Genomic DNA, 21045 nt, shown 5'->3' on the forward strand with positions numbered 1-21045 from the left:
CAACACCCCCCATCACCAAGCCCCGTCTCACACAAGAAAGCGACGAATAACCACTAAAAGAACAAAAAGCCCAAATTGCCATCCACTCCTCCCGTCATGACGACCAACGCCGAGCCGAAGAACCGGCACCTCCGCGCAGCGGCGCCGGTCTCGCGGATGGCGCGACGTGGGCCGCGCCGGCCTGCCCACAGGCGCGGGCCGCTCGTCCGTCCCACCTGACCGGGCGCCACGGCGGAGGGCGGGGCGCCCGATCGGATCGCGTTAGGTTAGGCTTCCCTTATTTGGCGGCCGAAGTCGGAGGAGAGCAGTGCTGACCGGGCTCGACAGGCGCGGATGAGCGCGGTCACGGAGAACCCGCCCGCGTCCCGTCCCGAGGCGCGAACCTCGGCGGCGCGGAGAAGGCGCCTGGCGGGGCTGGGCCTGCTCGTCGCGGTGCTCGCGGCGGCGGGCGCGGCGTCGCTGGCCGTCGGAGCGCGGGCCCTGAGCCCCGGCGAGGTCTGGGACGGGCTGTTCGCGGCGCCGGACTCCGATCAGCGGCTCAGCGAGATCAGGCTCATCGTGCGGACGGTGCGGGCGCCCCGGACGGTGCTCGCGGTCGTGGCGGGCGCGGCCCTCGGTGTCGCCGGGGCGCTGATCCAGGGGTGCACGCGCAACCCGATCGCCGACACGGGCCTGCTGGGGGTGAACTCCGGGGCCTCGTTCGCCGTGGTGTCGGCGGTGTCGGTCTTCGGGTTCACCAGCCCGTTCCAGTACGTCTGGTTCGCGTTCCTGGGGGCGGGACTCGCCGGAGGCGTGGTGTTCGGGCTGGCGAGCATCGGCCGAGGAGCAGGCAGCCCGCTGACGCTCGCACTCGCCGGGCAGGGGGTCACGGTGTTCCTGGCGGCGATGACGACGGCGGTCGCGCTGTCGGACCGGCAGTCGCTGAACGCGCTGCGCTTCTGGAACGCGGGGTCGGTGGCCGGGGTGAAGTTCCCCGTCATATGGCCGGTGGCGGGGTTCGTCGCCGTCGGGCTCGTCCTGGCGCTCACCACGCTGCCCGCCCTGAATCTTCTCAGCCTGGGCGACGACGTCGCGCAGGCGGCGGGGGTGAACACCACGGTGAGCCGGACGGTCGGAATCGTCGCCGTGACCCTGCTGGCAGGCGCGGCGACCGCCGCGTGCGGCCCCATCGCGTTCCTGGGGCTCATGGTGGCCCATGTGGCGCGGTACCTGACCGGCCCGGACTACCGCTGGCTCGTTCCGTACGCGGGACTGCTCGGCGCAGCCGTCCTGATGGCCTGCGACATCGCGGGCCGCCTGGTCGCGCGGCCGGGCGAGCTGGACGCGGGCATCGTCGTCGCACTGCTCGGCGCCCCGTTCCTCGCGGCCCTGGTGTGGCGCGGAAAGCTCAGGAACGCATGAGCGGGACCGATCTGAAGCGGCCCGTGGCGCCAGGCGTGCGGCTCGGCCCGGTGTCGTTCGTCTGGCGGCCCTGGCCGGCCCTGGTCACGGTGCTGCTGGCGGCGGCGGCCTTCTTGACGCTCTGCCTGTCCATCGGCGCCGGCGACTTCCCCATCGCCCTCCCCCGGGTCCTCGCCACGCTCCTCGGCCGCGGCGAACGGTTCGACACCTTTGTGATCATGGATCTGCGGCTGCCCCGCGCTCTGGCCGGGCTCACCGCGGGCGTCGCGCTCGGGGTCTCGGGGGCGATCACCCAGTCCCTCGCGCGCAACCCGCTGGCCAGCCCGGACGTCCTCGGAATCACCCAGGGCGCCGGCGCTGTCGCGGTGGCGCTGCTGACGGTGTCGGGCGGAGCCACCGCGGCGGTCACCGGATCCGTCGGGCTCCCCGCGGCGGCGCTCACGGGAGGACTCGGGACCGGCCTTGTGGTGTACGCGCTGGCGTGGCGCCGCGGGATCGACGGTTTCCGGCTCGTCCTCATCGGCGTCTCGGTGAGCGCGGCGATGCAGGCGGTCACGACCTGGCTGCTGGTCACGGCCGACATCACCGACGTGGCCCGGGCTCAGGTGTGGCTGGTCGGCTCGCTGGACGGCCGGTCGCCGGGCCATGCCTGGACCGCGCTCGGCTGCACGCTCGTCCTCCTGGCCGTCGTGGCGGGGGCCGCTTTCCAGTTCGGGCCGCTGCACTTCGGCGACGAGGTGGCCGCGGGACTGGGCGTCAGGTTCCCGGTGGTGCGGGCGGTCATGCTGCTGTGCGCGGTGCTGCTGGCGGGGGTGGCGGTCAGCGTCGCGGGCCCGGTCCCGTTCGTGGCGCTGGTGGCGCCGCAGGTGGCGATGCGGCTGGCGAGGTGCCCGACGCCGCCGCTGGCGGCTTCGGGCCTGGCGGGGGCGTCGCTGCTGACCGGAGCCGACCTGGCGGCGCGCACCGCGCTGCCGGTGGCGCTGCCGGTCGGGGTGGTGACCGCCGCGGTCGGCGGCCCCTTCCTGGTCTATCTGCTGGTGCGGGCGAACGTGAGGAAGGCGGCGTGATGGCGCGGCGGAGAAGAGCCGGAACGGACCCGTCGGCCGCCCCGGCCGGGCGCGGCGACGGCGGGGCGCGGCTCGCCGCCAGGGACGTCGCCGTCGGGTACGGCGGGCGGACGGTCCTCGACGGGCTCGACGTGCGGATCCCGTCCGGTGTGATCACCACGATCATCGGGCCCAACGGCTGCGGGAAGTCGACGCTGCTGCGCACCCTGGCGCGGCTCCTCAGGCCCGACAGCGGCTCGGTCGTGCTGGACGGCGCCGACATCGCCGGGCTCCGGACGAGGGACGTGGCCAGGAAGCTGGGTCTGCTCCCGCAGGCGCCGGTCGCGCCGGAGGGGCTGACGGTGGCCGACCTGGTCGCCAGGGGCCGCCATCCGCATCAGAGCTGGCTGCGGCAGTGGTCGTCCGATGACGCCGACGTCGTGGAACGCGCGCTGGCCATGACCGGGGTGTCGGATCTGGCGGGCCGTCCGGTCGACACCCTGTCGGGCGGGCAGCGCCAGCGCGTCTGGATCTCGATGATCCTGGCGCAGGGCACCGACCTGCTGCTGCTGGACGAGCCGACCACGTACCTGGACCTGGCGTACGCGGTCGACGTCCTGGACCTGGTGGACGACCTGCACGAGGCGGGGCGCACCGTGGTCATGGTCCTCCACGATCTCAACCTGGCCGCGCGCTACAGCGACAACCTCGTCGTGATGCGGGCGGGGAGGATCCTGGCGCAGGGGCATCCGAGGGACGTGATCACCGCCGAGCTGCTGGACGAGGCGTTCGGGCTGCGTGCCGAGGTGATCGGCGACCCGGTGGGAGACCGGCCGCTCATCGTTCCGATCGGTCGCGCGCACACCCGGCCGGGACGCGGCGGCACCCCGGATCCGACGATGAGTTAGGTTAGCCTTTCCTAACTTAACCCCCGTTGCGGATGGCCCGTAGGCGCCGCATCGGACAGTGCACAGAGCGAGGATCCTGCATGGCCCCCCATCGAATGACACCCGTGATCTCCTGGCGCCGGTTGGCCGCGGCACTGTCCGCCGCGCTCCTCGGCGCCGGCCTCCTCGCGGGGTGCGGTTCCGGCTCGGCCGGCGAGCCGGGCGGCGAAGCCCCCGCGGCCGCGGGCGGCGTGTTCCCCGTCACCGTGGAGCACGCCTTCGGATCCACGGAGATCACCGAGGCCCCGCGGCGGGTCGTCTCCGTCGGCTACACCGACGACCAGACCATCCTGGAACTCGGCGTCAAGCCGGTCGGCATGGTCGACCAGTACCCGAACCCGCCCGGGCGGACTCCCGACATCAACACCCAGTGGCCCTGGGTGAAGGACAAGTGGGGCGGCACCCGTCCCGAGGTCGTCATGAGCAACGGCGGCTCCGGGCCGAACTTCGAGAAGATCGCCGCGCTGCGGCCGGACCTGATCATCGCGGTCTACTCCGAGATCGACAGGGCCGGCTACGACAAGCTCTCCAAGATCGCCCCGACGGTGGGCCGCACCAAGGCCGAGAAGGAGCCGTTCAGCGCGCCGTGGCAGGACAACGCGGTGCACATCGCCAAGGCCCTGGGCAAGGAGGCCGAAGGCAGGCAGAAGGTCGCCGCCGTCCAGGCCAAGCTCGACGCCGCCCGCAAGGCGCACCCGGAGTTCGGGAGCCAGACCGCCGTCGTGCTGTCCTGGTACAAGAACTCGGTCGCGCCCTTCACCACCACCGACGTGCGCGGGCGGCTGGTGTCCGGCATCGGCTTCAAGGGCGCCACGGAGATCGACAAGATCGCGGGCGGCAAGTTCTTCACCGTGCTGTCCCCCGAGCGCATCGACCTCGTCGACGTCGACCGCATCTTCGTCATCAACGACAAGGCGGACCAGGAGGCGCTGAAGAAGTTCGCGTTGTTCGCCAACCTCTCCGCAGTCAAGGGCGGCAAGGTGTCCTACCTGCTGGACAGCGAGGGGCCGGCGGTCGGCGCCGCCATCTCCCAGGGCACGCTGCCGTCCCTGCCGTACGCGATCGACGCGATCGCCGAGTCGGCCGCCTAGCCGCGTGAGCGCCACCGGCACGCGCCCCGCCCCGGCCGCCCTGCGCACGGCGACCGGGCGCGAGGCCGCACGATGGGTCACGGCGCGCTGCCGTCGGACGCCGTGGACGACCACCGCCGCCGCTCTCACCACGTTGGCCGGCGCGGCGCTCCAGGTACTGCCCGTACTCCTGCTCGGAAGGGTGGTCGACAAGGTCGCCCGCGGCGGACCCGAATCGACCCTGCTCACGATCGGGATGCTCATGGCGGTCGGCGCGCCGCTCGCCGCGGCGGCCTCCGCGGCGTCGACCCACCTCATCGGACGGCTGGGCGCGGACCTGCTCGCGCGGCTGCGCGAGGGAGCCGTCCGGGCGGTGCTCGCAATGCCGATCACGAGCGTGGAGCGGGCCGGCAGGGGAGACGTGCTCTCCCGGGTCGGCGACGACGTCGCCGTCCTGTCCAAGGGCATCCGCACGGCCGTGCCCACGGTCCTGTCGGCGGGAGTGCTGGTCGCCGTCGCCACAGCCGGAATGTTCGGCCTCGACTGGCGGCTCGGTCTGGCGGGCCTCGGCGCGCTGCCCGCGTACGCGCTGGCACTGCGCTGGTACCTGCCGAGGTCGGCCCCGCTCTACGCCGAGCAGCGGACGGCCCAGGCCGACCGGGCACAGGAGCTGATCAGCGGCCTGGACGGGATCGGGACGGTCCGGGCGTACCGGCTCGAAGACGCCTTCCAGCAGCGGGTCACCCGCGAGTCGTGGCGGGTGCGCGAGATCGGCGTCGAGGTGTTCCGCCTCTTCGGCCGGTTCGTCGGCAGGGAGAACCGCGCCGAGTTCATCGGGCTGGTCCTGATCATTTCGGTGGGGTACGCCCTGCTGGAGGCCGGCTCCGCGAGCCTCGGAGAGGTGGCCGCGGCCCCGCTACTGTTCCACCGCCTGTTCAACCCCCTGGGCGCCATCATGTTCACCTTCGACGAGGCCCAGAAATCGGGCGCGAGCCTGGCCCGGCTCGTCGGGGTGCTGGCGGAGGCCCCGGACGAGCGGCTGGTGGGCAGCGCCGCCGCGCCGGAGGGCGCTGCGGCCTACCCGGTGACGGTCGCGGGGCTGACGTTCACCTATCCCGGAACCACCGAACCGGTCCTGCGCGATGTCGACCTGACGATCCCGGCGGGCGGCTCGCTGGCGCTGGTGGGCGCGACCGGCGCGGGCAAGTCGACCCTGGCCGCACTCATCGCGGGCATCGGGACCCCACAGGCCGGATCGGTGCGCATCGGCCGCACCGACCTGGCCGGACTGGACGAGGCAGGAGCGCGCGCACTGGTGAGCATCCTGACGCAGGAGACGCACGTCTTCTCCGGCCCGCTCTCCGCCGACCTCCGGCTGGCCGCGCCGGAGGCGACCGATGCCGCCCTCGCGGACGCGCTCCGCACGGTCGGCGCGGACGGATGGGTCGACGCGCTGCCCGACGGGCTGGACACCCTCGTCGGCGAGGGCGGCCAACGCCTCGACGCCGCACAGGCCACTCAGATCGCCCTGGCCCGCCTGGTGCTGAACCGGTCCCCGGTCGTGGTCCTGGACGAGTCCACCGCGGAGGCGGGCAGTCAGGGCGCCACCGAACTGGAGCGGGCCGTCCTCGCGGCGTGCCGGAACCGCACGACGCTGCTCGTGGCGCACCGCCTGACCCAGGCGAGGACGGCCGACCGGATCGCCGTCCTGGACGGCGGCCGCGTCGTCGAACAGGGCACACACGACGAACTGGTGGCACTGGACGGCGCGTACGCGCGGCTGTGGCAAGCATGGCGGACGGGGCGCTGAACCTGCGATGACGACCCCGGACAGCCCGGCCCGCATCACGGGGGCCCACATCCTGCGGACCGCGCTGCGCCGCAACGCCCGCGCCATGGCCGCGGGCACCGTCCTCATGGGCCTGTACCAGGCCGCCGAGACCGCCTTCCCCATCGCGCTCGGCCTGATCGTCGAGCACGCGCTCGGGGACCGGAGCCTCGGTGCCCTCGCCCTGTCGTTCGCCGCACTCGCCGCGATCATCACGACCGTGTCGTTCTCGTGGCGGTTCGGGATGCGCATCCTGCAGAGGGCCAACACGACCGAGGCGCACCGCCGGCGGGTGAGTGTCGCGGCCTGCGGGCTCCAGCCGGTGGCCCGGGACGTCGATCTGAAGTCCGGCGAGGTGCTGACGATCGCCACCGAGGACGCCGACCAGACCGCCGACATCATCGAGGTGGTCCCGCTGCTGGTCAGCTCACTGGTCGCGGTGCTGATCACGGCGGTCGCGCTCGGCACGGCCGACCTCGGGCTCGGTCTGCTGGTGATCGCGGGAACCGTCGCGATCCTGTCGGTCCTGAGCGTGATGTCGAGGCGCATCGGCTCCCGCACCGGCGAGCAGCAGGCCCGGGTGGCGCGTGCGGGCGCGAAGGTCGCCGACCTGATCGCCGGCCTGCGCCCGCTGCACGGCTTCGGCGGCAACCACGCGGCGCTGCGCTCCTACCGCGGGGCCAGCGGCGAGGCGAGGGACCAGGCGATCGCCGTCGCCCGGGCGAACGGCGCCTACATGGGGACGGCGGTGGCCCTCAACATGGCCCTCGCCACCGCCGTGACCCTGGTGGCCGGCCGGCTGGCGTTCCGCGACCAGATCACCACCGGAGAACTCGTCATGGCCGTCGGGCTGGCGCAGTTCATCATGGAGCCGCTCAAGCTCTTCTCGGAGATGCCGAAGTACATCATGGTCGCTCGCGCGTCCGCGGAGCGGATGGCCCTGGTGCTGGCCGCGCCGCCGGTGGCGACGCCGGGCACGGACCGTCCCGCCGCGGACGCGGGCCTGGAGGTCGACTGCGTCCAGTACGGGTCCCTGCGGAAACTGGGGTTCGACGTGCCCGCCGGCCGCTTCGTCGCCATCGCCGCCTACGGGCAGCGCTCGGCGGCCGACCTGGTGGCGGTCCTGTCCGGCGAGGTTCCGCCGGCTGCGGTCGAGGGCGCGGTGCGGGTCGGCGGGCGGGAGACCGCGCACCTGGAGGTCGGCGCGCTCCGCGAGCACCTGCTCGTGAACCCCTCGCACGCCGAGATCTTCGCGGGCACGCTGCGCACGAACATCGACCCCTCGGGGACCGCACGGAAGGTCTCCGAGGCGGTCGAGGCGTCCATGCTGACCGACGTCGTCGCCCTCCACCGCGCCGGACTCGACCACCCCGTCCGCGACCGCGGCGCGAACCTCTCCGGCGGCCAGCGCCAGCGCCTGTCCCTGGGCCGTGCCCTGGCCGCCGACGCCCCCGTCCTCGTCCTGCACGACCCCACCACCGCCGTGGACGCCGTCACCGAACAGCTCATCGCCCGCAACATCGCCGTACTGCGCCGGGGCCGCACCACCCTCGTGGTCACCACCAGCCCCGCCCTCCTCGACGTGGCCGACCGCGTCCTGGTCCTGGACGACGGCGTCATCGCCAAGGAAGGCACCCACCGCGACCTCCTGGCCACCGACGACACCTACCGCCAAGCAGTGGCCCGCTGACCAACCCCCAACAACGGCCAGCGTCCGAAAGCAGGTGAACCTGACCGCGCAGCGAGCCGCCAGACGAGCCGAAGCCGCACCAACGCCACAGAAGGCCACAACGAAGCGGCCACCCGCACCTACTACTGCAACGACACCAGCCGCCACCGCACCACGCAACAGCCTCAATGGTCGCGATCGCGTCCGAAGGCAGATTCGAGCGAAGCAAGAATCTGATCGCGCAGCGAGCCGCAAGGCGAGTCGAAGCGATGCCAGCGATCGCAAGCGTTTATCGACGATGGAGGGCCGCCAGGCCCGAAGGAGGAGAAAAACGCAAAAAACTAGTGAGCAGCGTCTTGCCAGGTGCGGCCGGTGCCCATGGAGACGCTCAGGGGTGCGCGGAGTTCGTAGGCGGCGGCCATCTGGTTGCTGACGAGGGTTTTCAGGTCGTCGAGCTCGCCTGGGGCGACTTCGAAGACGAGTTCGTCGTGGACCTGGAGGAGCATGCGGGAGGTGAGGCGGGCGTCGCGGAGGGCGCGGTCGACGTTGAGGCTGGCGACCTTGATGATGTCGGCGGCCGAGCCCTGGATGGGGGCGTTGAGGGCCATGCGTTCGGCCATTTCGCGGCGCTGGCGGTTGTCGGAGTTGAGGTCGGGCAGGTAGCGGCGGCGGCCGAGGATGGTCTCGGTGTAGCCCTCCTGGCGGGCTTTGGCGACGATGTCGCGCAGGTAGTCGCGGACGCCGCCGAACTGCTCGAAGTACTCCTCCATGAGGCCGCGGGCCTCGTCGGGGGAGATCCGGAGCTGCTGGGAGAGGCCGTAGGCGGACAGGCCGTAGGCGAGGCCGTAGTTCATGGCCTTGATGCGGGCGCGGAGTTCGGAGTCGATCTGTTCGGGGGGCAGGCCGAAGACGCGGGAGGCGGTGATGGTGTGGAAGTCGGCGCCGGAGCCGAACGCCTCCAGCAGGGCCTCGTCCTCCGACAGGTGCGCCATGATGCGCAGCTCGATCTGGGAGTAGTCGGCGGTGAGGAGTGTCTCGTAGCCGTCGCCGACGACGAAGGCCTCGCGGATCTGGCGGCCTTCGGCGGTGCGGATCGGGATGTTCTGCAGGTTGGGGTCGGTGGAGGAGAGCCGGCCGGTGGCGGCGATCATCTGGTTGAACGTGGTGTGGATGCGGCCGGCGTCGTCGGCCATGGGGATGAGGGAGTCGACGATGCTCTTGAGCTTGGCGACCTCGCGCCACCGCAGGATGTGCTCCAGGACGGGGTGGCCGTCCTTCTCCAGGAGGGTGGTGAGGGCCTCGGAGTCGGTGGTGTAGCCGGTCTTGGTGCGCTTGGTCTTGGGCAGGTTCAGCTCGTCGAACAGGACCTGCTGGACCTGCTTGGGCGAGCCGAGGTTGAACTCGCGGCCGACGGCGGCGTGGGCCAGCTGCTCCTGTTCCTTGACCTGGCCGCCCAGGGACGCCGACAGGCCGGCGAGGTGGTCGGCGTCGACGGCGATGCCCGCGCGTTCCATGCCGGCGAGGACGCCGACGAGGGGCAGTTCGACCTCGTGCAGGAGGCGGGTGGCGCCGCGCTTGTCGAGGTCCTTGTCGAGAACGTCGGCGAGTTCGGTGACGGCGCGCGCGCGGACGGCGAGGGCTTCGGCGGCCTCCTCCTCGCCGGAGCCGTCCAGGGTGAGCTGGCCGGAGTCCTCGGTCTCGCTGCGCAGTTCGCGGTGCAGGTAGCGCAGGACGAGGTCGGCGAGGTCGAAGGTGCGCTGGCCGGGGAGCGCGAGGTAGGCGGCGAGCGCGGTGTCGCTGGTGACGCCCTCCAGCCGCATGCCGCGCGCGGCGAGCGCCAGCATCGGGCCCTTGGCCTCGTGGATCGCCTTGGGGCGGGCGGGGTCGGCGAGGTAGGCGGCGAGGGCGCGCTCGTCGTCCTCGATCAGCTCGACGGGGTCGAGGTGGACGGCGGGGCCCTTCGTGGACGCCAGCGCCAGCGCGGTGATCTCGCCGGTGCCGCGGCCCCAGGTGCCGGTGACGGCGACGCCGATCCGCCCGGCGGTGTTGGCGTCGAGCCAGGCGCCGAGCGCGCCGGGTTCGAGCGCCTCGACCTCGACGTCGAAGCCCTCCTCGGCCTCGGGCTCGGCGGCCGAGATCGAGGAGTACAGCCGTTCGCGCAGGACGCGGAACTGCAGAGAGTCGAACAGGGTGTGGATCTCCTCGCGGTCCCACTGGCCCATCGACAGCTGCGGCGGCGCCAGCTCCAGGCCGACCTCGGTGTCGAGCTTGTTGATCTGCTGGTTGCGCAGGACGCCGGACAGGTGCTCGCGCAGGTTGTCGCCGGCCTTGCCCTTGATCTCGTCGACCCGGTTGACGAGGGTGTCGAGGTCGCCGTACTTGGTGAGCCACTTGGCGGCGGTCTTCGGGCCGACGCCGGGCACGCCGGGCAGGTTGTCGCTGCTCTCCCCGACGAGGGCGGCGAGTTCGCGGTACCGCTCGGGCGGGACGCCGTACTTGGCCTCGACGGCGGCCGGGTCCATCCGGGCCAGTTCCGACACGCCGCGGACCGGGTACAGGATCGTCACCGAGTCGTCGACGAGCTGGAACGCGTCGCGGTCGCCGGTGACGACGAGGGTCTGCATCCCGGCGCGGGTGGCCTGGACGGACAGCGTGGCGATGATGTCGTCGGCCTCGAACCCGGCGACCGACAGCCGCGGGATGCGCAGGGCGTCCAGCACCTCGAAGATCAGGCTGACCTGGCTCCGGAACTCGTCGGGCGTCTTCTGCCGGCCGGCCTTGTACTCCACGTACTGCTCGTGCCGGAACGTCGGCTCGGAGCGGTCGAACGCCACCGCGATGTGGGTCGGCTGCTCGTCGCGCAGGACGTTGATGAGCATCGAGGTGAAGCCGTACACGGCGTTGGTCGGCTGCCCGTCGGTCGTGGAGAAGTTCTCCACGGGCAATGCGAAGAACGCCCGGTAGGCCAGGGAATGGCCGTCGAGCAGGAGAAGCCGGTCGCGCTTGTCAGGGGTCGTCGGTGAGGTCGCCACACCAGGACTCTAGTCTGCGCGTAGGACAGTTTTGTGGAGGCGTAAGTGACTGACACCGGCGGCGCGAGCCCGGAGGACCTGGGCGCGAAGATCCTCGCGGGGGAGGAGTTCGACGCGCACGGCGACCTGGCGAAGAACATGGGCGTCGAGTACCTGGAGGCCTCGGCCGAGCGCGTCGTGGGGCGCATGCCGGTCAAGGGCAACACCCAGCCCTACGGGCTGCTGCACGGCGGCGCCTCCTGCGTCCTCGCGGAGTCCCTCGGCTCCGTCGGCTCGGCTCTGCACGCGGGCCCGGACCGCATCGCGGTCGGGATCGAGATCAACGCCACCCACCACCGGTCCGCGACCGAGGGGTACGTCACGGGCGTGGCGACCCGCGCGCACGGGGGCCGCACCCTCGCCACCTACGACATCGTCATCACCGACGACCAGGACCGGCGGGTCTGCACCGCGCGCCTCACCTGCATGCTGCGCGACGCGCCGCCCGGCCGCTGACACGGCGTGATCCGCGCTTTCTTTGCGATGCGGCGCCCCGGGTCTGTAGCGTGGATCGGACCGGCCCGGGGTCACCGAGTAGACAACGTACGCGCCCGGGGAAGGTTCGTACGGCCCCAAAGGTGACCCCGGGTCAACGCATGTCCGGGGACGGCCCCCGCCGGCCGACACCGGTGTAGGTTCATCACCGGTTGCGGTTGCGTTGCGAAACGATCCCGCCCGTTCACCCGCCCCCGGCACCGGACGTACCTTCCGAGGCATGCGCCACCCTGACACGCGCACCCGGCACCTTGCGGGCACCCGTGCGGGCGCCGCCCTCGCGGGCGCCGCGCTCGTCCTCGCCGCGGCCCTTCCGCTCGCGGGATGCTCCGGCTCCGAAGGCACCGCCTCGCTCCCCGACTACAAGATCCCCGCCGAGAAGGCGCGGGAGGACGAGGCCGTCCCCGAGGGCAAGACCGGCAAGAGCGCCGACATGCGGTTCACCGTCGTCGGCTTCCGCGAGGCCATGACGGACGTCATGGGCACCCACGCCTCCATGAACGCCAAGGGCGCCTTCACCCGCGTGCGCGTCCTCGCCGTCAACACCGGGCGCGACATCCAGGTCTTCGACACCTGGCGGCAGCGGCTCGTCACCACCGACGGCCGGACCCACTCCCCCGACGTCAACGCCACCATGATCAAGCGGCAGCCGGAGCGGCTGTCGGTCGGGGCGAGCATGCGCGTCGAGTTCGACCTGTGGTTCGACGTGCCCCGCGGCGCGAAGACCAGGGCCGTCCGGTTGTACGGCTCGCCGCCGGTCGGCGCCACGACCGACCCAGCCCCGGCCGAGATCAGGCTCCCCTGACCCCGGGGACGCGCGAGGCCCGCCCGACCCGGACGAACCGGGCCGAGCGGGCCTGACACGCTCGGACGCGCCGCTACTTCGCGGTCTCCTCGCCGGACCCGTCCGCCGAGCCCTCGTCCGCCGGAGCGCCGTCCTCCGCCGCCGGAGCGGCATCCCGGGCCGCCGGAGCGGCGTTCCCGGCCGCGGGAGCGGCCGCATCGCCCATCTCACCGCCCAGGTAGGCGGCCCGGACCTCCGGATCGTCCAGCAGCTCCGCCGCCGGGGCCGACTTGACCACCCGGCCGGTCTCCAGCACGTACGCCCGGTGCGCGATCTGCAGCGCCTGCTGCGCGTTCTGCTCCACCAGCAGCACCGTCGTGCCGCGCCGGTTGATCTCCTGGATGATCGAGAAGATCTGCTGGACGAGCATGGGCGCCAGGCCCATCGACGGCTCGTCCAGCAGCAGCACCTTCGGCTTGGCCATCAGCGCCCGCCCGATCGCGAGCATCTGCTGCTCGCCGCCGGACATCGTGCCGCCCATCTGCTTGCGGCGCTCGGCCAGCCGCGGGAACAGCTCGTACGCCTCGGCCAGCTCCTTGGCGGGGTCGTCCTTGCGGGCGTAGGCGCCCATCAGCAGGTTCTCCTCCACCGTCATGCCGGGGAAGATCCCCCGGCCCTCCGGCGCCTGCCCGATCCCCACCAGCACCCGCTTGTGCCCGGGCATCTTGCTGATGTCCCGGCCGTCGAACCGGATCGCGCCCGACGACAGCCCGCGCAGCCCCGAGACGGTCTTCAGGGTCGTCGTCTTCCCGGCGCCGTTCGCGCCGATCAGCGTGACGATCTCCCCCTGGCCGACCTCCGCGGTGATGCCCTTCAGCGCGGCGATCTTCCCGTAGTGGACGTGGATGTCACTGATCTCAAGAAGCATCGGCCGGAGCCCCCAGATACGCCTCGATGACCCGCGGGTCGTTCTGCACCTCGGCCGGCAGGCCGTCCGCGATCTTCTGACCGAAGTCCAGCACCGCGACCCGGTCGCTGATGCCCATGACCAGGCTCATGTCGTGCTCGATCAGCAGCACCGTCACCCCGGTGTCCCGGATGTCGCGGATCAGCTGCTGAAGCGCCACCTTCTCGGCCGGGTTCATGCCCGCCGCGGGCTCGTCCAGCAGCAGCAGCTTCGGCTCGGTGGCCAGCGCCCGCGCGATCTCCAACCGCCGCTGGTCGCCGTACGGCAGGTTCTTCGCCGCCTCCTCGCCGCGGTGCGGGATCCCCACCAGCTCCAGCAGCTCCCGCGCACGCTCGCGCCCGCGGCGCTCCTCGCGGTGATGCCACGGCAGCCCGAGCGCCGCCCCGACGAAACCCGTCCGGTGGTGCGCGTCCGCGCCCACCATGACGTTCTCCATCGCCGTCATGTTGTGGAACAGCCGCACGTTCTGGAACGTGCGCGCCACACCCAGCTTCGTCACGGCGTAACGCTTCTTGCCGTCGATGCGCTTGCCGCGGAACACCACCTCGCCCTCGGTCGGCCGGTAGACGCCGGTGGTCACGTTGAACACCGTCGTCTTCCCCGCCCCGTTCGGGCCGATCAGCGCGAAGATCTCGCCCTCGCGGATCGTGATGTCCACCTTGTTGAGCGCGACCACGCCGCCGAACCGCATGACGACGTCCCGCAGCTCCAGGACGGGCGACGCGCCCTTCGCCTCGCTCACTTGCCCTCCTCCACGGCGGCCGCGCCGGACTGGCCCGGACCGGCCACCTCGGCGCCCATGCTGCCCATGCCGCCGGTGCCCTCGGCCAGCTCCGCCTTCCGCTGCCGCGACGGCCACAGACCCTCCGGACGGAAGATCATCATCATGACGAGCGCGGCACCGAAGATCAGCATCCGGTAGTCGTGCAGGAACCGGAACCGCTCGGGCAGCCACGCCAGCACCGCCGCGCCCAGCATCACGCCCGGGAGGTTGCCCGAACCGCCGAGCACCACCCCGGCCAGGATCAGCGCCGAGACCAGGAACTCGAAGTTCTGCGGGTTGATCGAGGTGATCTGGCCGGCGAACACCACGCCGCCGCTGCCGCCGATCGCCGCGCCGATCGCGAACGCCGCCAGCTTGAACTTGAACGTCGGCACGCCCATCAGCTCCGCCGCGTCCTCGTCCTCACGGATCGACGCCCACGCGCGGCCCACCCGCGACCGCTCCAGCCGCTTCACGAAGACGATCGCGATGATGATGAACAGCACCAGCAGGTAGTAGTACGGCCGCGCGTCCAGCAGCCCGTACTTCAGCGGCTGCACGCCCAGGATCTCGAACTCCGACAGCGACGGCGGGTGCGGGATCCCCTGCACGCCGCGCGGGCCGTTGACGTACGAGCTGTTGTTCGCCGTCCGCTTGACGATCTCACCGAAGCCGAGCGTCACGATCGCCAGGTAGTCGCCGCGCAACCGCAGCGTCGGCGCGCCGAGGATGACCCCCGCGAGCGCCGAGAACCCGATCGCGAGCCCCAGCGACTCCCAGAAGTTCCACTCGTAGCGCGTCGCGAAGATGGCCATCGTGTAGCCGCCGACCGCGTAGAACGCCACGTACCCGAGGTCGAGGAGGCCGGCCATCCCGACCACCACGTTCAACCCGATCGCCAGCAGCACGTAGATCGCGATCTGGCTGCTCAGCATCGACGGCCAGTCGCTGCCGCTCGGCGCCATGAACGAGCCGATCGCCTCGCTCGGCAGCAGCAGCGCGCCGACGATCAGCAGCAGGTAGACCCCCCACCGCACCGCGCCGGGAGCCGCCGCCCACCAGTCGCGCAGCGGGTCCAGGGAAAGCCTGTCGCGCGCCGAGCGGACACCGCCCGCGCCGCCGTTGCCGTTTCCGTTCTTCGTGAGGTTCATGCGCGCGCCTTCTGGAGCGACTCACCGAGGATGCCGGTGGGACGGAACATCAGGACCAAGATCAGCACGGAGAACGCGACCACGTCGCGCCACTGGGAACCGAAGAAGCTCGAACCGTACATCTCCAGCAACCCGAGGGTGAAGCCGCCGACCAGGGCGCCCCGGATGTTGCCGATGCCGCCGAGCACCGCCGCCGTGAACGCCTTGATCCCGAGCAGGAAGCCGACGAAGTAGTTCGTGCTCTCGAAGCGCAGGAAGTACAGCGCGGCGGCCACGCCGGCCATCACCCCGCCGACCAGGAACGTCACCTGCACGACCCGGTCGATGTTCACGCCCATCAGCACGGCCGTCTCCGGGTCCTGCGCCGTCGAGCGGATACCGCGGCCGAGCTTCGTGCGGTTCACGAACTGGTCCAGCGCGACCATCATGAGCACCGCGCCCAGGAAGACGATCAGCTGGTCGTTGCGGATGAGGATCGGCCCGACGTCCACGACGTCCGACAGCTTCTTGAAGTGCTCGTTGACGTCGAGCTTGCCGCCCTCCTTGGACGTCCCGAACACCCGGTGGATGAGCACCGTGCCCATCAGCTGCTGGATGAAGATCGACGCGCCGATCGCCGAGATCAGCGCCGCGAGTCTCGACGCCCCCCGTTTGCGCAGCGGCCGGTAGGCGGCCACTTCCAGCAGCATCGCGCCGCCGCCCGCGACCGCGCCGCCGACGACGGCCATGAGCGCCACCACGCCGATCAGCGCGACGCCGCCCACCGCGGACACGTCCAGGGTCCGCACCGTCCACAGCGCCGCGAACGTGCCGACCATGAAGATGTCGGCATGCGCGAAGTTGATCAGCCGGAGCACGCCGTAGACCATCGTGTAGCCCAGCGCCAGCAGCGCGTAGATCGCGCCCAGCGCCAGGCCGTCGACGGTCGACGGCCAGAATTGATTGATGAAGTCGTCGAGCACCTTCGGTCGCCTTCGTCAAAAGGAGCGGGAGCGCTGTAGCGCTCCCGCTCCCGCGCCATCAGGGGCCCCCGGGGCCGGGGGCGGTCGGTCCGGGCGTGGTGACGCCTACGAGACCTTCGCTTCGTTGCTGTTGCCGAGCAGCGGCAGCTTGTTGTCCTTCACCTCGTAGATGAAGATGTCCTTGGCCGCCAGCTCGCCGTTCTCGGCGAACTTGATCTGCTTTCCGACGCCCTGGATGTCCTCGGTCTTGAGGAAGCTGTTGATGTCCTCCGGCTCGGTCTTGCCGGCCTTGACCGCCTCGATGAACGCCGTCGCGGCGTCGAAGCCCTCGGTCGAGTAGATGGCGACCTCGGAGTTGAACTTCGCCTTGTAGTCGTCGGCGAACTTCTTGGCCTTCGGGTTCGTCTTGCCCTCGGCGTCGATCAGGCAGCCGCAGCTCAGCAGCGCGCCCTGCGCGTTCTCCTGGCCGGCGCCCTCGATCAGGCCGGTCGCCAGCGAGCCGTCGCCGGACATCATCTTGCCCTTGTAGCCGGCCTCGCGCAGCTGCTTGAACAGCCGGCCCGCCACCGCGTAGTAGCCACCGAAGTAGACCGCGTCCGGCTTGAACTGGTTGATCTTGTTGACGGTCGAGGAGTAGTCCGTCGCCTTGTCGTCGACCGCGTCGGTCTGGGTCTGCACGCCCTTGGCGCCGGCGGCCTTGCCGATGGCGTCGGCGAGGCCCTTGCCGTAGTCCTGGTTGTCCGACACCGTGAAGATCTTCTTCGCCTTCACCGAGTTCACCAGGAAGTTCGCGGCGCCGTCGCTCTGCACGGCGTCGTCGGCCACGACCCGGTGCCAGAACTTCCAGCCCTTCTCGCCGAGCGTGATGTTGGTCGCCGACGGCGACACGCTCGGGACCTTGGCCTCTTCGAGGATCGGGGCGACGCTCTGCGACTCACCGGAGAACGCCGGGCCGATCAGACCGGCGATCTTGTCGTTCTTGATCGCACCCTGCGCCAGCGTCGTCGCCTGCTCCGGCTTGCCCTGGCTGTCGTAGGTCTTGAACTTGATCTTGACCTTGGGGTTCGTGGCGTTGTACTGCTCGATGGCCAGCTGCGCGCCCTGCTTGGGCGGGATCACCAGGCCCGAGTTCTCACCGGTCAGGTCACCCATGAACCCGATCGTGACCTCGTTGCCGCCGCCGGAACCGCTATCGCCGTCACCGCACGCCACGGCGCTGAGCGCGAGCGCCGCGCCCACCGCAACCGCGCCGGTGATCCTCATCTTGTTGCGCCGCAAGGTGCCCAACCTTTCCATCCGGATCCGGGAGGGGATCGGGTACGAGTGAAGCCCCGACGCCGACGCCTCACAGGAGGAAACCGGTCACTCGGGGACCAGGTATGTCGTACACCGTCGACCCACCCCAGAACAGGACCCCCGGATCGAAGGGTTACTCGTTCGTTACGCCCCTGTGCCCATCCGATACAGGGCATTGCCTGGGACGATTACGAAACGTGACGCCTGCGGCCCGGTCCGGGACCTGCGCTTTGGACCTTGACAACCAGGGGTTGGACCACGCTGAGGAGTCAGCCCGCGGCGGACTCGTCCCGGCCTCCGGAGGCGCCGGCCACGACCGCCTCGGCGACGGCCCGCATCGTGAGCCGCCGGTCCATCGAGGTCTTCTGGATCCACCGGAACGCCTCGGGCTCGGACCAGCCGTGGGCCTGCTGGAGCAGCCCCTTGGCGCGGTCGACCACCTTGCGCGTCTCCAGCCGCTCCTGCAGCCCCGCGACCTCGGCCTCCAGCGCGCGCAGCTCGGTGTACCGGCTCACCGCCATCTCGATCGCCGGCGTGAGGTCGGTCTTGGAGAACGGCTTGACGAGGTAGGCCATCGCGCCCGCGTCCGTCGCCCGCTGGACGAGCTCGCGCTGGGAGAACGCGGTGAGGATCACCACCGGCGCGATCCGCTCCGCGGAGATCCGCTCGGCCGCCGAGATGCCGTCCAGCACCGGCATCTTCACGTCGAGGATCACGAGGTCGGGTCTCAGCTCCCCGGCCAGCCGGACGGCCGTCTCACCGTCACCGGCCTCCCCGACCACCTCGTAGCCGTCCTCCTGAAGCATCTCCTTCAGGTCCAGCCGGATCAGGGCCTCGTCTTCCGCGATCACAACTCGCCGAGCGCTCTCCACGCCCACGACCCTACCGAAACCCGCTACCCTGGTCCCCGTCAGGGCCGCCCGGAGAGCCCTGCTCTCACGGACAACCTAGATGTCCGAATTATCAGGACATTAGCCCCGATAGTCCAATGGCAGAGACAATGTGCTCAAACCACATCCAGTGTGGGTTCGAATCCCACTCGGGGCACCTCTCCACAAAGCTCCCCCAGTTCGCTTTTCATCCCCGGCCGTAGCCCCCTCCTCTACGTGGGCGCGGTTCTGTCATAGCCCACCGCGACACTGTGCGCATGTATGACATCACCGCGCGCCGCCACGCTCTCGCATTGCTGGAACAGGGCCTCACGATCAGCGACGTGAGCCGCCGGACCGGTATTTCGCGTGGCGCGCTCCGCGAATGGCTCCTGCGGACGGAGCAAGGACGCGAACTTTATGTGCACCCCCACCGAGTATGTCCACGGTGCACCGCATTACCGAGGTCGCCCGAACCGGAGGACTCCTATGCCTACCTCCTCGGCCTTTACCTGGGCGACGGCTACATCAGTCCCGTGGGTGACCGCACAAAGATGATCTGGGCTCTCCGGATCGCCTGCGCCGACGCCTGGCCCGGACTGATCGAGGAGTGCGTGAAGGCCGTCAGGGCCATCCGGCCGGGGAACAAGGTGCGGACCGTCCAGCGTGTCGGCTGCGTCGAGGTCAACAGCCACTCCAGGCACTGGCCCTGCTTCTTCCCCCAGCACGGACCGGGCAAGAAGCACGAGAGGAAGATCGAGTTACTTCCCTGGCAGAAGAAGATCGTGGACGAGTTCGCCGAGGAGTTCGTCCGCGGACTGCTCCACTCCGACGGGTGCCGATTCGTCAACCGCGTACGGCGCCCTCTCAAGGACGGGGACCGCTGGTACGAGTACCCGCGCTACAACTTCACGAACGTCTCGCTGGACATCCAGGGGATGTTCACCGGTGCGCTGGATCGGCTCGGGGTGGCGTGGACGCAGATGAACACGACGAACATCTCGGTCGCCAAGAGGGAGGCGGTGGCGCGGTTGGACGCGTTCGTCGGGCCGAAGTTCTGAGGGCGCGGCGGGTTTCCGGAGCGTCGTGGAACTGAGACCGGGCGGTGATTGGCGCGCGGGTCCGCGGGGGTGGAGGAAGCCGGGCACCGCGCGGGGTGCGGGTCGCGCGGTGCCCGGCAGGGGTGGTTGGTCAGTGGGGAATGGCGATGGCCTCGCCGAGGCTGTGCACGCGGAGGGCGTTGGTCGAGCCGGCGGTGCCGGGGGGCGAGCCGGCGACGACGACGACCTTGTCGCCCTTCTGGCACCGGCCGAGTTCGAGGAGGGCCTGCTCGACCTGGCGGAACATGGCGTCGGTGTGGTCGACCTGGGGGACGATGAAGGTCTCGACGCCCCAGACGTGGGCGAGCCTGCCGCGGACGGCGGGCACGGAGGTGAAGGCCAGGAGCGGGATCGGCGAGCGGTAGCGGGACAGGCGCCGGGCGGTCTCGCCGGACATGGTGAAGGCGGCGAGGGCCTCGGCGCCGACGATCGCGCCGACCTCGGCGGCGGCGCGGGCGATGGCGCCGCCGACGGTCTCGGGCATCCGCTCCAGGGTGTGGGTGGCCTGGAGGGCGGCCTGCTCGGCGGTCTGCACGATGCGGCTCATCGTGAGGACGGACTCGATGGGGTACTGGCCGACGCTGGTCTCGCCGGAGAGCATGACGGCGTCGGCGCCCTCGAAGACGGCGTTGGCGACGTCGGAGGTCTCGGCGCGGGTGGGGCGGGGCGCGGAGATCATGGATTCGAGCATCTGGGTGGCGACGATGACCGGGCGGGCCTTCTCGCGGCACAGCTCGATGGCGCGCTTCTGGACGATCGGCACCTGCTCGAGGGGCAGTTCGACGCCGAGGTCGCCGCGGGCCACCATGATGCCGTCGAAGGCGGCGACGATCTCGGGGAGCCGCTCGACGGCCTGCGGCTTCTCGATCTTGCCGATGAGGGGGACGCGGACGCCCTCCTCCTCCATGATCTGGTAGCAGATGTCGGCGTCGGCGGGGGTGCGCACGAAGGACAGGGCGACGAGGTCGACGCCGAGGCGCAGGGCCCAGCGCAGGTCGCGCTCGTCCTTCTCGGTGAGGGCGGGCACGCTGACGGGGACGCCGGGCAGGTTGAGGCCCTTGTTGTCGGACACCATGCCGCCGACGGTGACCGTGGTGTGAACGCGGGTGCCCTCGACGGAGGTGACCTTGAGGGCGACGCGGCCGTCGTCGATGAGGACGGTGTCACCGGGGCTGACGTCGCCCGGCAGCCCCTGGTAGGTGGTGGACACCTCGCGGCGGGTGCCGGGGACGTCGTCGGTGGTGATGGTGAACTCGTCGCCGAGGGTGAGCCGTACGGGGCCGTCGGGGAAGCGCCCGATGCGGATCTTGGGGCCCTGCAGGTCCGCGAGGATGCCGACGCCGCGCCCGGTGGCGTCGGCGGCGGCGCGGATCCGGTGGTAGACCTCCTCGTGGACGCCGTAGTCGCCGTGGCTCATGTTGAGGCGGGCGACGTCGATGCCGGCATCGACGAGGGCGTGGATCTGCTCGCTGCTGGAGCAGGCCGGACCGATGGTGCTGACGATCTTCGCTCGACGGGTCACGTGCACAACCGTACTTAGTTACCAGCCGGTACGGATATTCGTGCAGGATATGGTCGCCCGGGGTTCACCGAGTGGTCTAGGTCAGAGGTCTAGACCACATGTGG

The 21045-nt window shown here is 70.9% G+C and carries 18 protein-coding genes and 1 tRNA gene; 11 read left to right on the forward strand and 8 right to left on the reverse strand.

Annotated features, from left to right (window positions below; all coding sequences use genetic code 11):
- Nucleotides 1–333: 333 nt before the first annotated feature.
- From BJY14_RS06105 to BJY14_RS06130, 6 genes are all read left to right on the forward strand, one after another.
- Nucleotides 334–1401, forward strand: coding sequence for a FecCD family ABC transporter permease (locus BJY14_RS06105; RefSeq protein ID WP_179842714.1), 1068 nt, complete (start codon nucleotides 334–336; stop codon nucleotides 1399–1401).
- On the forward strand, nucleotides 1398–2468 hold the full coding sequence (locus BJY14_RS06110; protein ID WP_179842715.1) for a FecCD family ABC transporter permease: 1071 nt from the start codon (nucleotides 1398–1400) through the stop codon (nucleotides 2466–2468). Before BJY14_RS06105 ends, BJY14_RS06110 begins: the two co-directional genes overlap by 4 nt.
- Nucleotides 2468–3355: an ABC transporter ATP-binding protein gene (locus BJY14_RS06115; RefSeq protein ID WP_179842716.1), complete on the forward strand. Its 888-nt coding sequence runs from the start codon at nucleotides 2468–2470 to the stop codon at nucleotides 3353–3355. Before BJY14_RS06110 ends, BJY14_RS06115 begins: the two co-directional genes overlap by 1 nt.
- A gap of 104 nt (nucleotides 3356–3459) precedes the next feature.
- Nucleotides 3460–4485 (forward strand): iron-siderophore ABC transporter substrate-binding protein, encoded by a 1026-nt coding sequence (locus BJY14_RS06120; protein WP_376769995.1) that lies wholly within the window; start codon nucleotides 3460–3462, stop codon nucleotides 4483–4485.
- Nucleotides 4486–4489: 4 nt separating this feature from the next.
- Nucleotides 4490–6274, forward strand: a complete 1785-nt coding sequence (locus BJY14_RS06125; RefSeq protein WP_179842718.1) for an ABC transporter ATP-binding protein — start codon at nucleotides 4490–4492, stop codon at nucleotides 6272–6274.
- 7 nt (nucleotides 6275–6281) lie between these two features.
- The gene (locus BJY14_RS06130) at nucleotides 6282–7982 is read left to right on the forward strand and encodes an ABC transporter ATP-binding protein (RefSeq protein ID WP_179842719.1); all 1701 of its coding nucleotides are present in this window, start codon (nucleotides 6282–6284) and stop codon (nucleotides 7980–7982) included.
- A 320-nt stretch (nucleotides 7983–8302) separates the two neighbouring features.
- Here the strand turns inward: BJY14_RS06130 and polA are convergent, their stop codons facing one another.
- Nucleotides 8303–10993: a DNA polymerase I gene (polA, locus tag BJY14_RS06135; protein ID WP_179842720.1), complete on the reverse strand. Its 2691-nt coding sequence runs from the start codon at nucleotides 10991–10993 to the stop codon at nucleotides 8303–8305.
- A 78-nt stretch (nucleotides 10994–11071) separates the two neighbouring features.
- Here polA and BJY14_RS06140 point away from each other — a divergent pair, with 78 nt between their 5' ends.
- Nucleotides 11072–11488 carry a PaaI family thioesterase gene (locus BJY14_RS06140; RefSeq protein WP_179849198.1) on the forward strand — a complete coding sequence of 139 codons (417 nt, stop codon included), beginning with the start codon at nucleotides 11072–11074 and terminating at the stop codon, nucleotides 11486–11488.
- A 259-nt stretch (nucleotides 11489–11747) separates the two neighbouring features.
- Complete coding sequence (locus tag BJY14_RS06145) at nucleotides 11748–12332, forward strand: DUF4352 domain-containing protein (RefSeq protein ID WP_179842721.1); 585 nt, start codon at nucleotides 11748–11750, stop codon at nucleotides 12330–12332.
- A 73-nt stretch (nucleotides 12333–12405) separates the two neighbouring features.
- On the opposite strand, the gene BJY14_RS06150 is transcribed toward BJY14_RS06145, so the two are convergent.
- The 5 genes from BJY14_RS06150 to BJY14_RS06170 form a co-directional block, all read right to left on the reverse strand.
- Nucleotides 12406–13239, reverse strand: coding sequence for an ABC transporter ATP-binding protein (locus tag BJY14_RS06150; protein WP_179842722.1), 834 nt, complete (start codon nucleotides 13237–13239; stop codon nucleotides 12406–12408).
- Nucleotides 13229–13969, reverse strand: a complete 741-nt coding sequence (locus BJY14_RS06155; RefSeq protein WP_179849199.1) for an ABC transporter ATP-binding protein — start codon at nucleotides 13967–13969, stop codon at nucleotides 13229–13231. Before BJY14_RS06155 ends, BJY14_RS06150 begins: the two co-directional genes overlap by 11 nt.
- Before the next feature lie 47 nt (nucleotides 13970–14016).
- Complete coding sequence (locus BJY14_RS06160) at nucleotides 14017–15192, reverse strand: branched-chain amino acid ABC transporter permease (protein ID WP_179842723.1); 1176 nt, start codon at nucleotides 15190–15192, stop codon at nucleotides 14017–14019.
- Nucleotides 15189–16154 (reverse strand): branched-chain amino acid ABC transporter permease, encoded by a 966-nt coding sequence (locus BJY14_RS06165; protein WP_179842724.1) that lies wholly within the window; start codon nucleotides 16152–16154, stop codon nucleotides 15189–15191. Before BJY14_RS06165 ends, BJY14_RS06160 begins: the two co-directional genes overlap by 4 nt.
- A gap of 105 nt (nucleotides 16155–16259) precedes the next feature.
- On the reverse strand, nucleotides 16260–17306 hold the full coding sequence (locus BJY14_RS06170) for a branched-chain amino acid ABC transporter substrate-binding protein (RefSeq protein ID WP_246395818.1): 1047 nt from the start codon (nucleotides 17304–17306) through the stop codon (nucleotides 16260–16262).
- Between BJY14_RS06170 and BJY14_RS44945 the strand changes: the two genes are divergently transcribed.
- Nucleotides 17305–17481 (forward strand): hypothetical protein, encoded by a 177-nt coding sequence (locus BJY14_RS44945; RefSeq protein WP_246395819.1) that lies wholly within the window; start codon nucleotides 17305–17307, stop codon nucleotides 17479–17481. The two genes, BJY14_RS06170 and BJY14_RS44945, sit on opposite strands and share 2 nt — an antisense overlap.
- Before the next feature lie 238 nt (nucleotides 17482–17719).
- Here the strand turns inward: BJY14_RS44945 and BJY14_RS06175 are convergent, their stop codons facing one another.
- Complete coding sequence (locus BJY14_RS06175; RefSeq protein ID WP_258939052.1) at nucleotides 17720–18322, reverse strand: ANTAR domain-containing response regulator; 603 nt, start codon at nucleotides 18320–18322, stop codon at nucleotides 17720–17722.
- A gap of 102 nt (nucleotides 18323–18424) precedes the next feature.
- Between BJY14_RS06175 and BJY14_RS06180 the strand changes: the two genes are divergently transcribed.
- A tRNA-Leu gene (locus BJY14_RS06180) sits at nucleotides 18425–18497 on the forward strand.
- 100 nt (nucleotides 18498–18597) lie between these two features.
- Nucleotides 18598–19380 (forward strand): helix-turn-helix domain-containing protein, encoded by a 783-nt coding sequence (locus tag BJY14_RS47990; RefSeq protein ID WP_179842725.1) that lies wholly within the window; start codon nucleotides 18598–18600, stop codon nucleotides 19378–19380.
- A gap of 130 nt (nucleotides 19381–19510) precedes the next feature.
- On the opposite strand, the gene pyk is transcribed toward BJY14_RS47990, so the two are convergent.
- Entirely contained in the window at nucleotides 19511–20941 is a 1431-nt protein-coding gene (gene pyk, locus BJY14_RS06190) for a pyruvate kinase (protein ID WP_179842726.1), read from the reverse strand.
- Between the last annotated feature and the right edge of the window lie 104 nt (nucleotides 20942–21045).

The organism is Actinomadura luteofluorescens, assembly GCF_013409365.1.
Taxonomy (GTDB): Bacteria; Actinomycetota; Actinomycetes; order Streptosporangiales; family Streptosporangiaceae; genus Spirillospora; species Spirillospora luteofluorescens.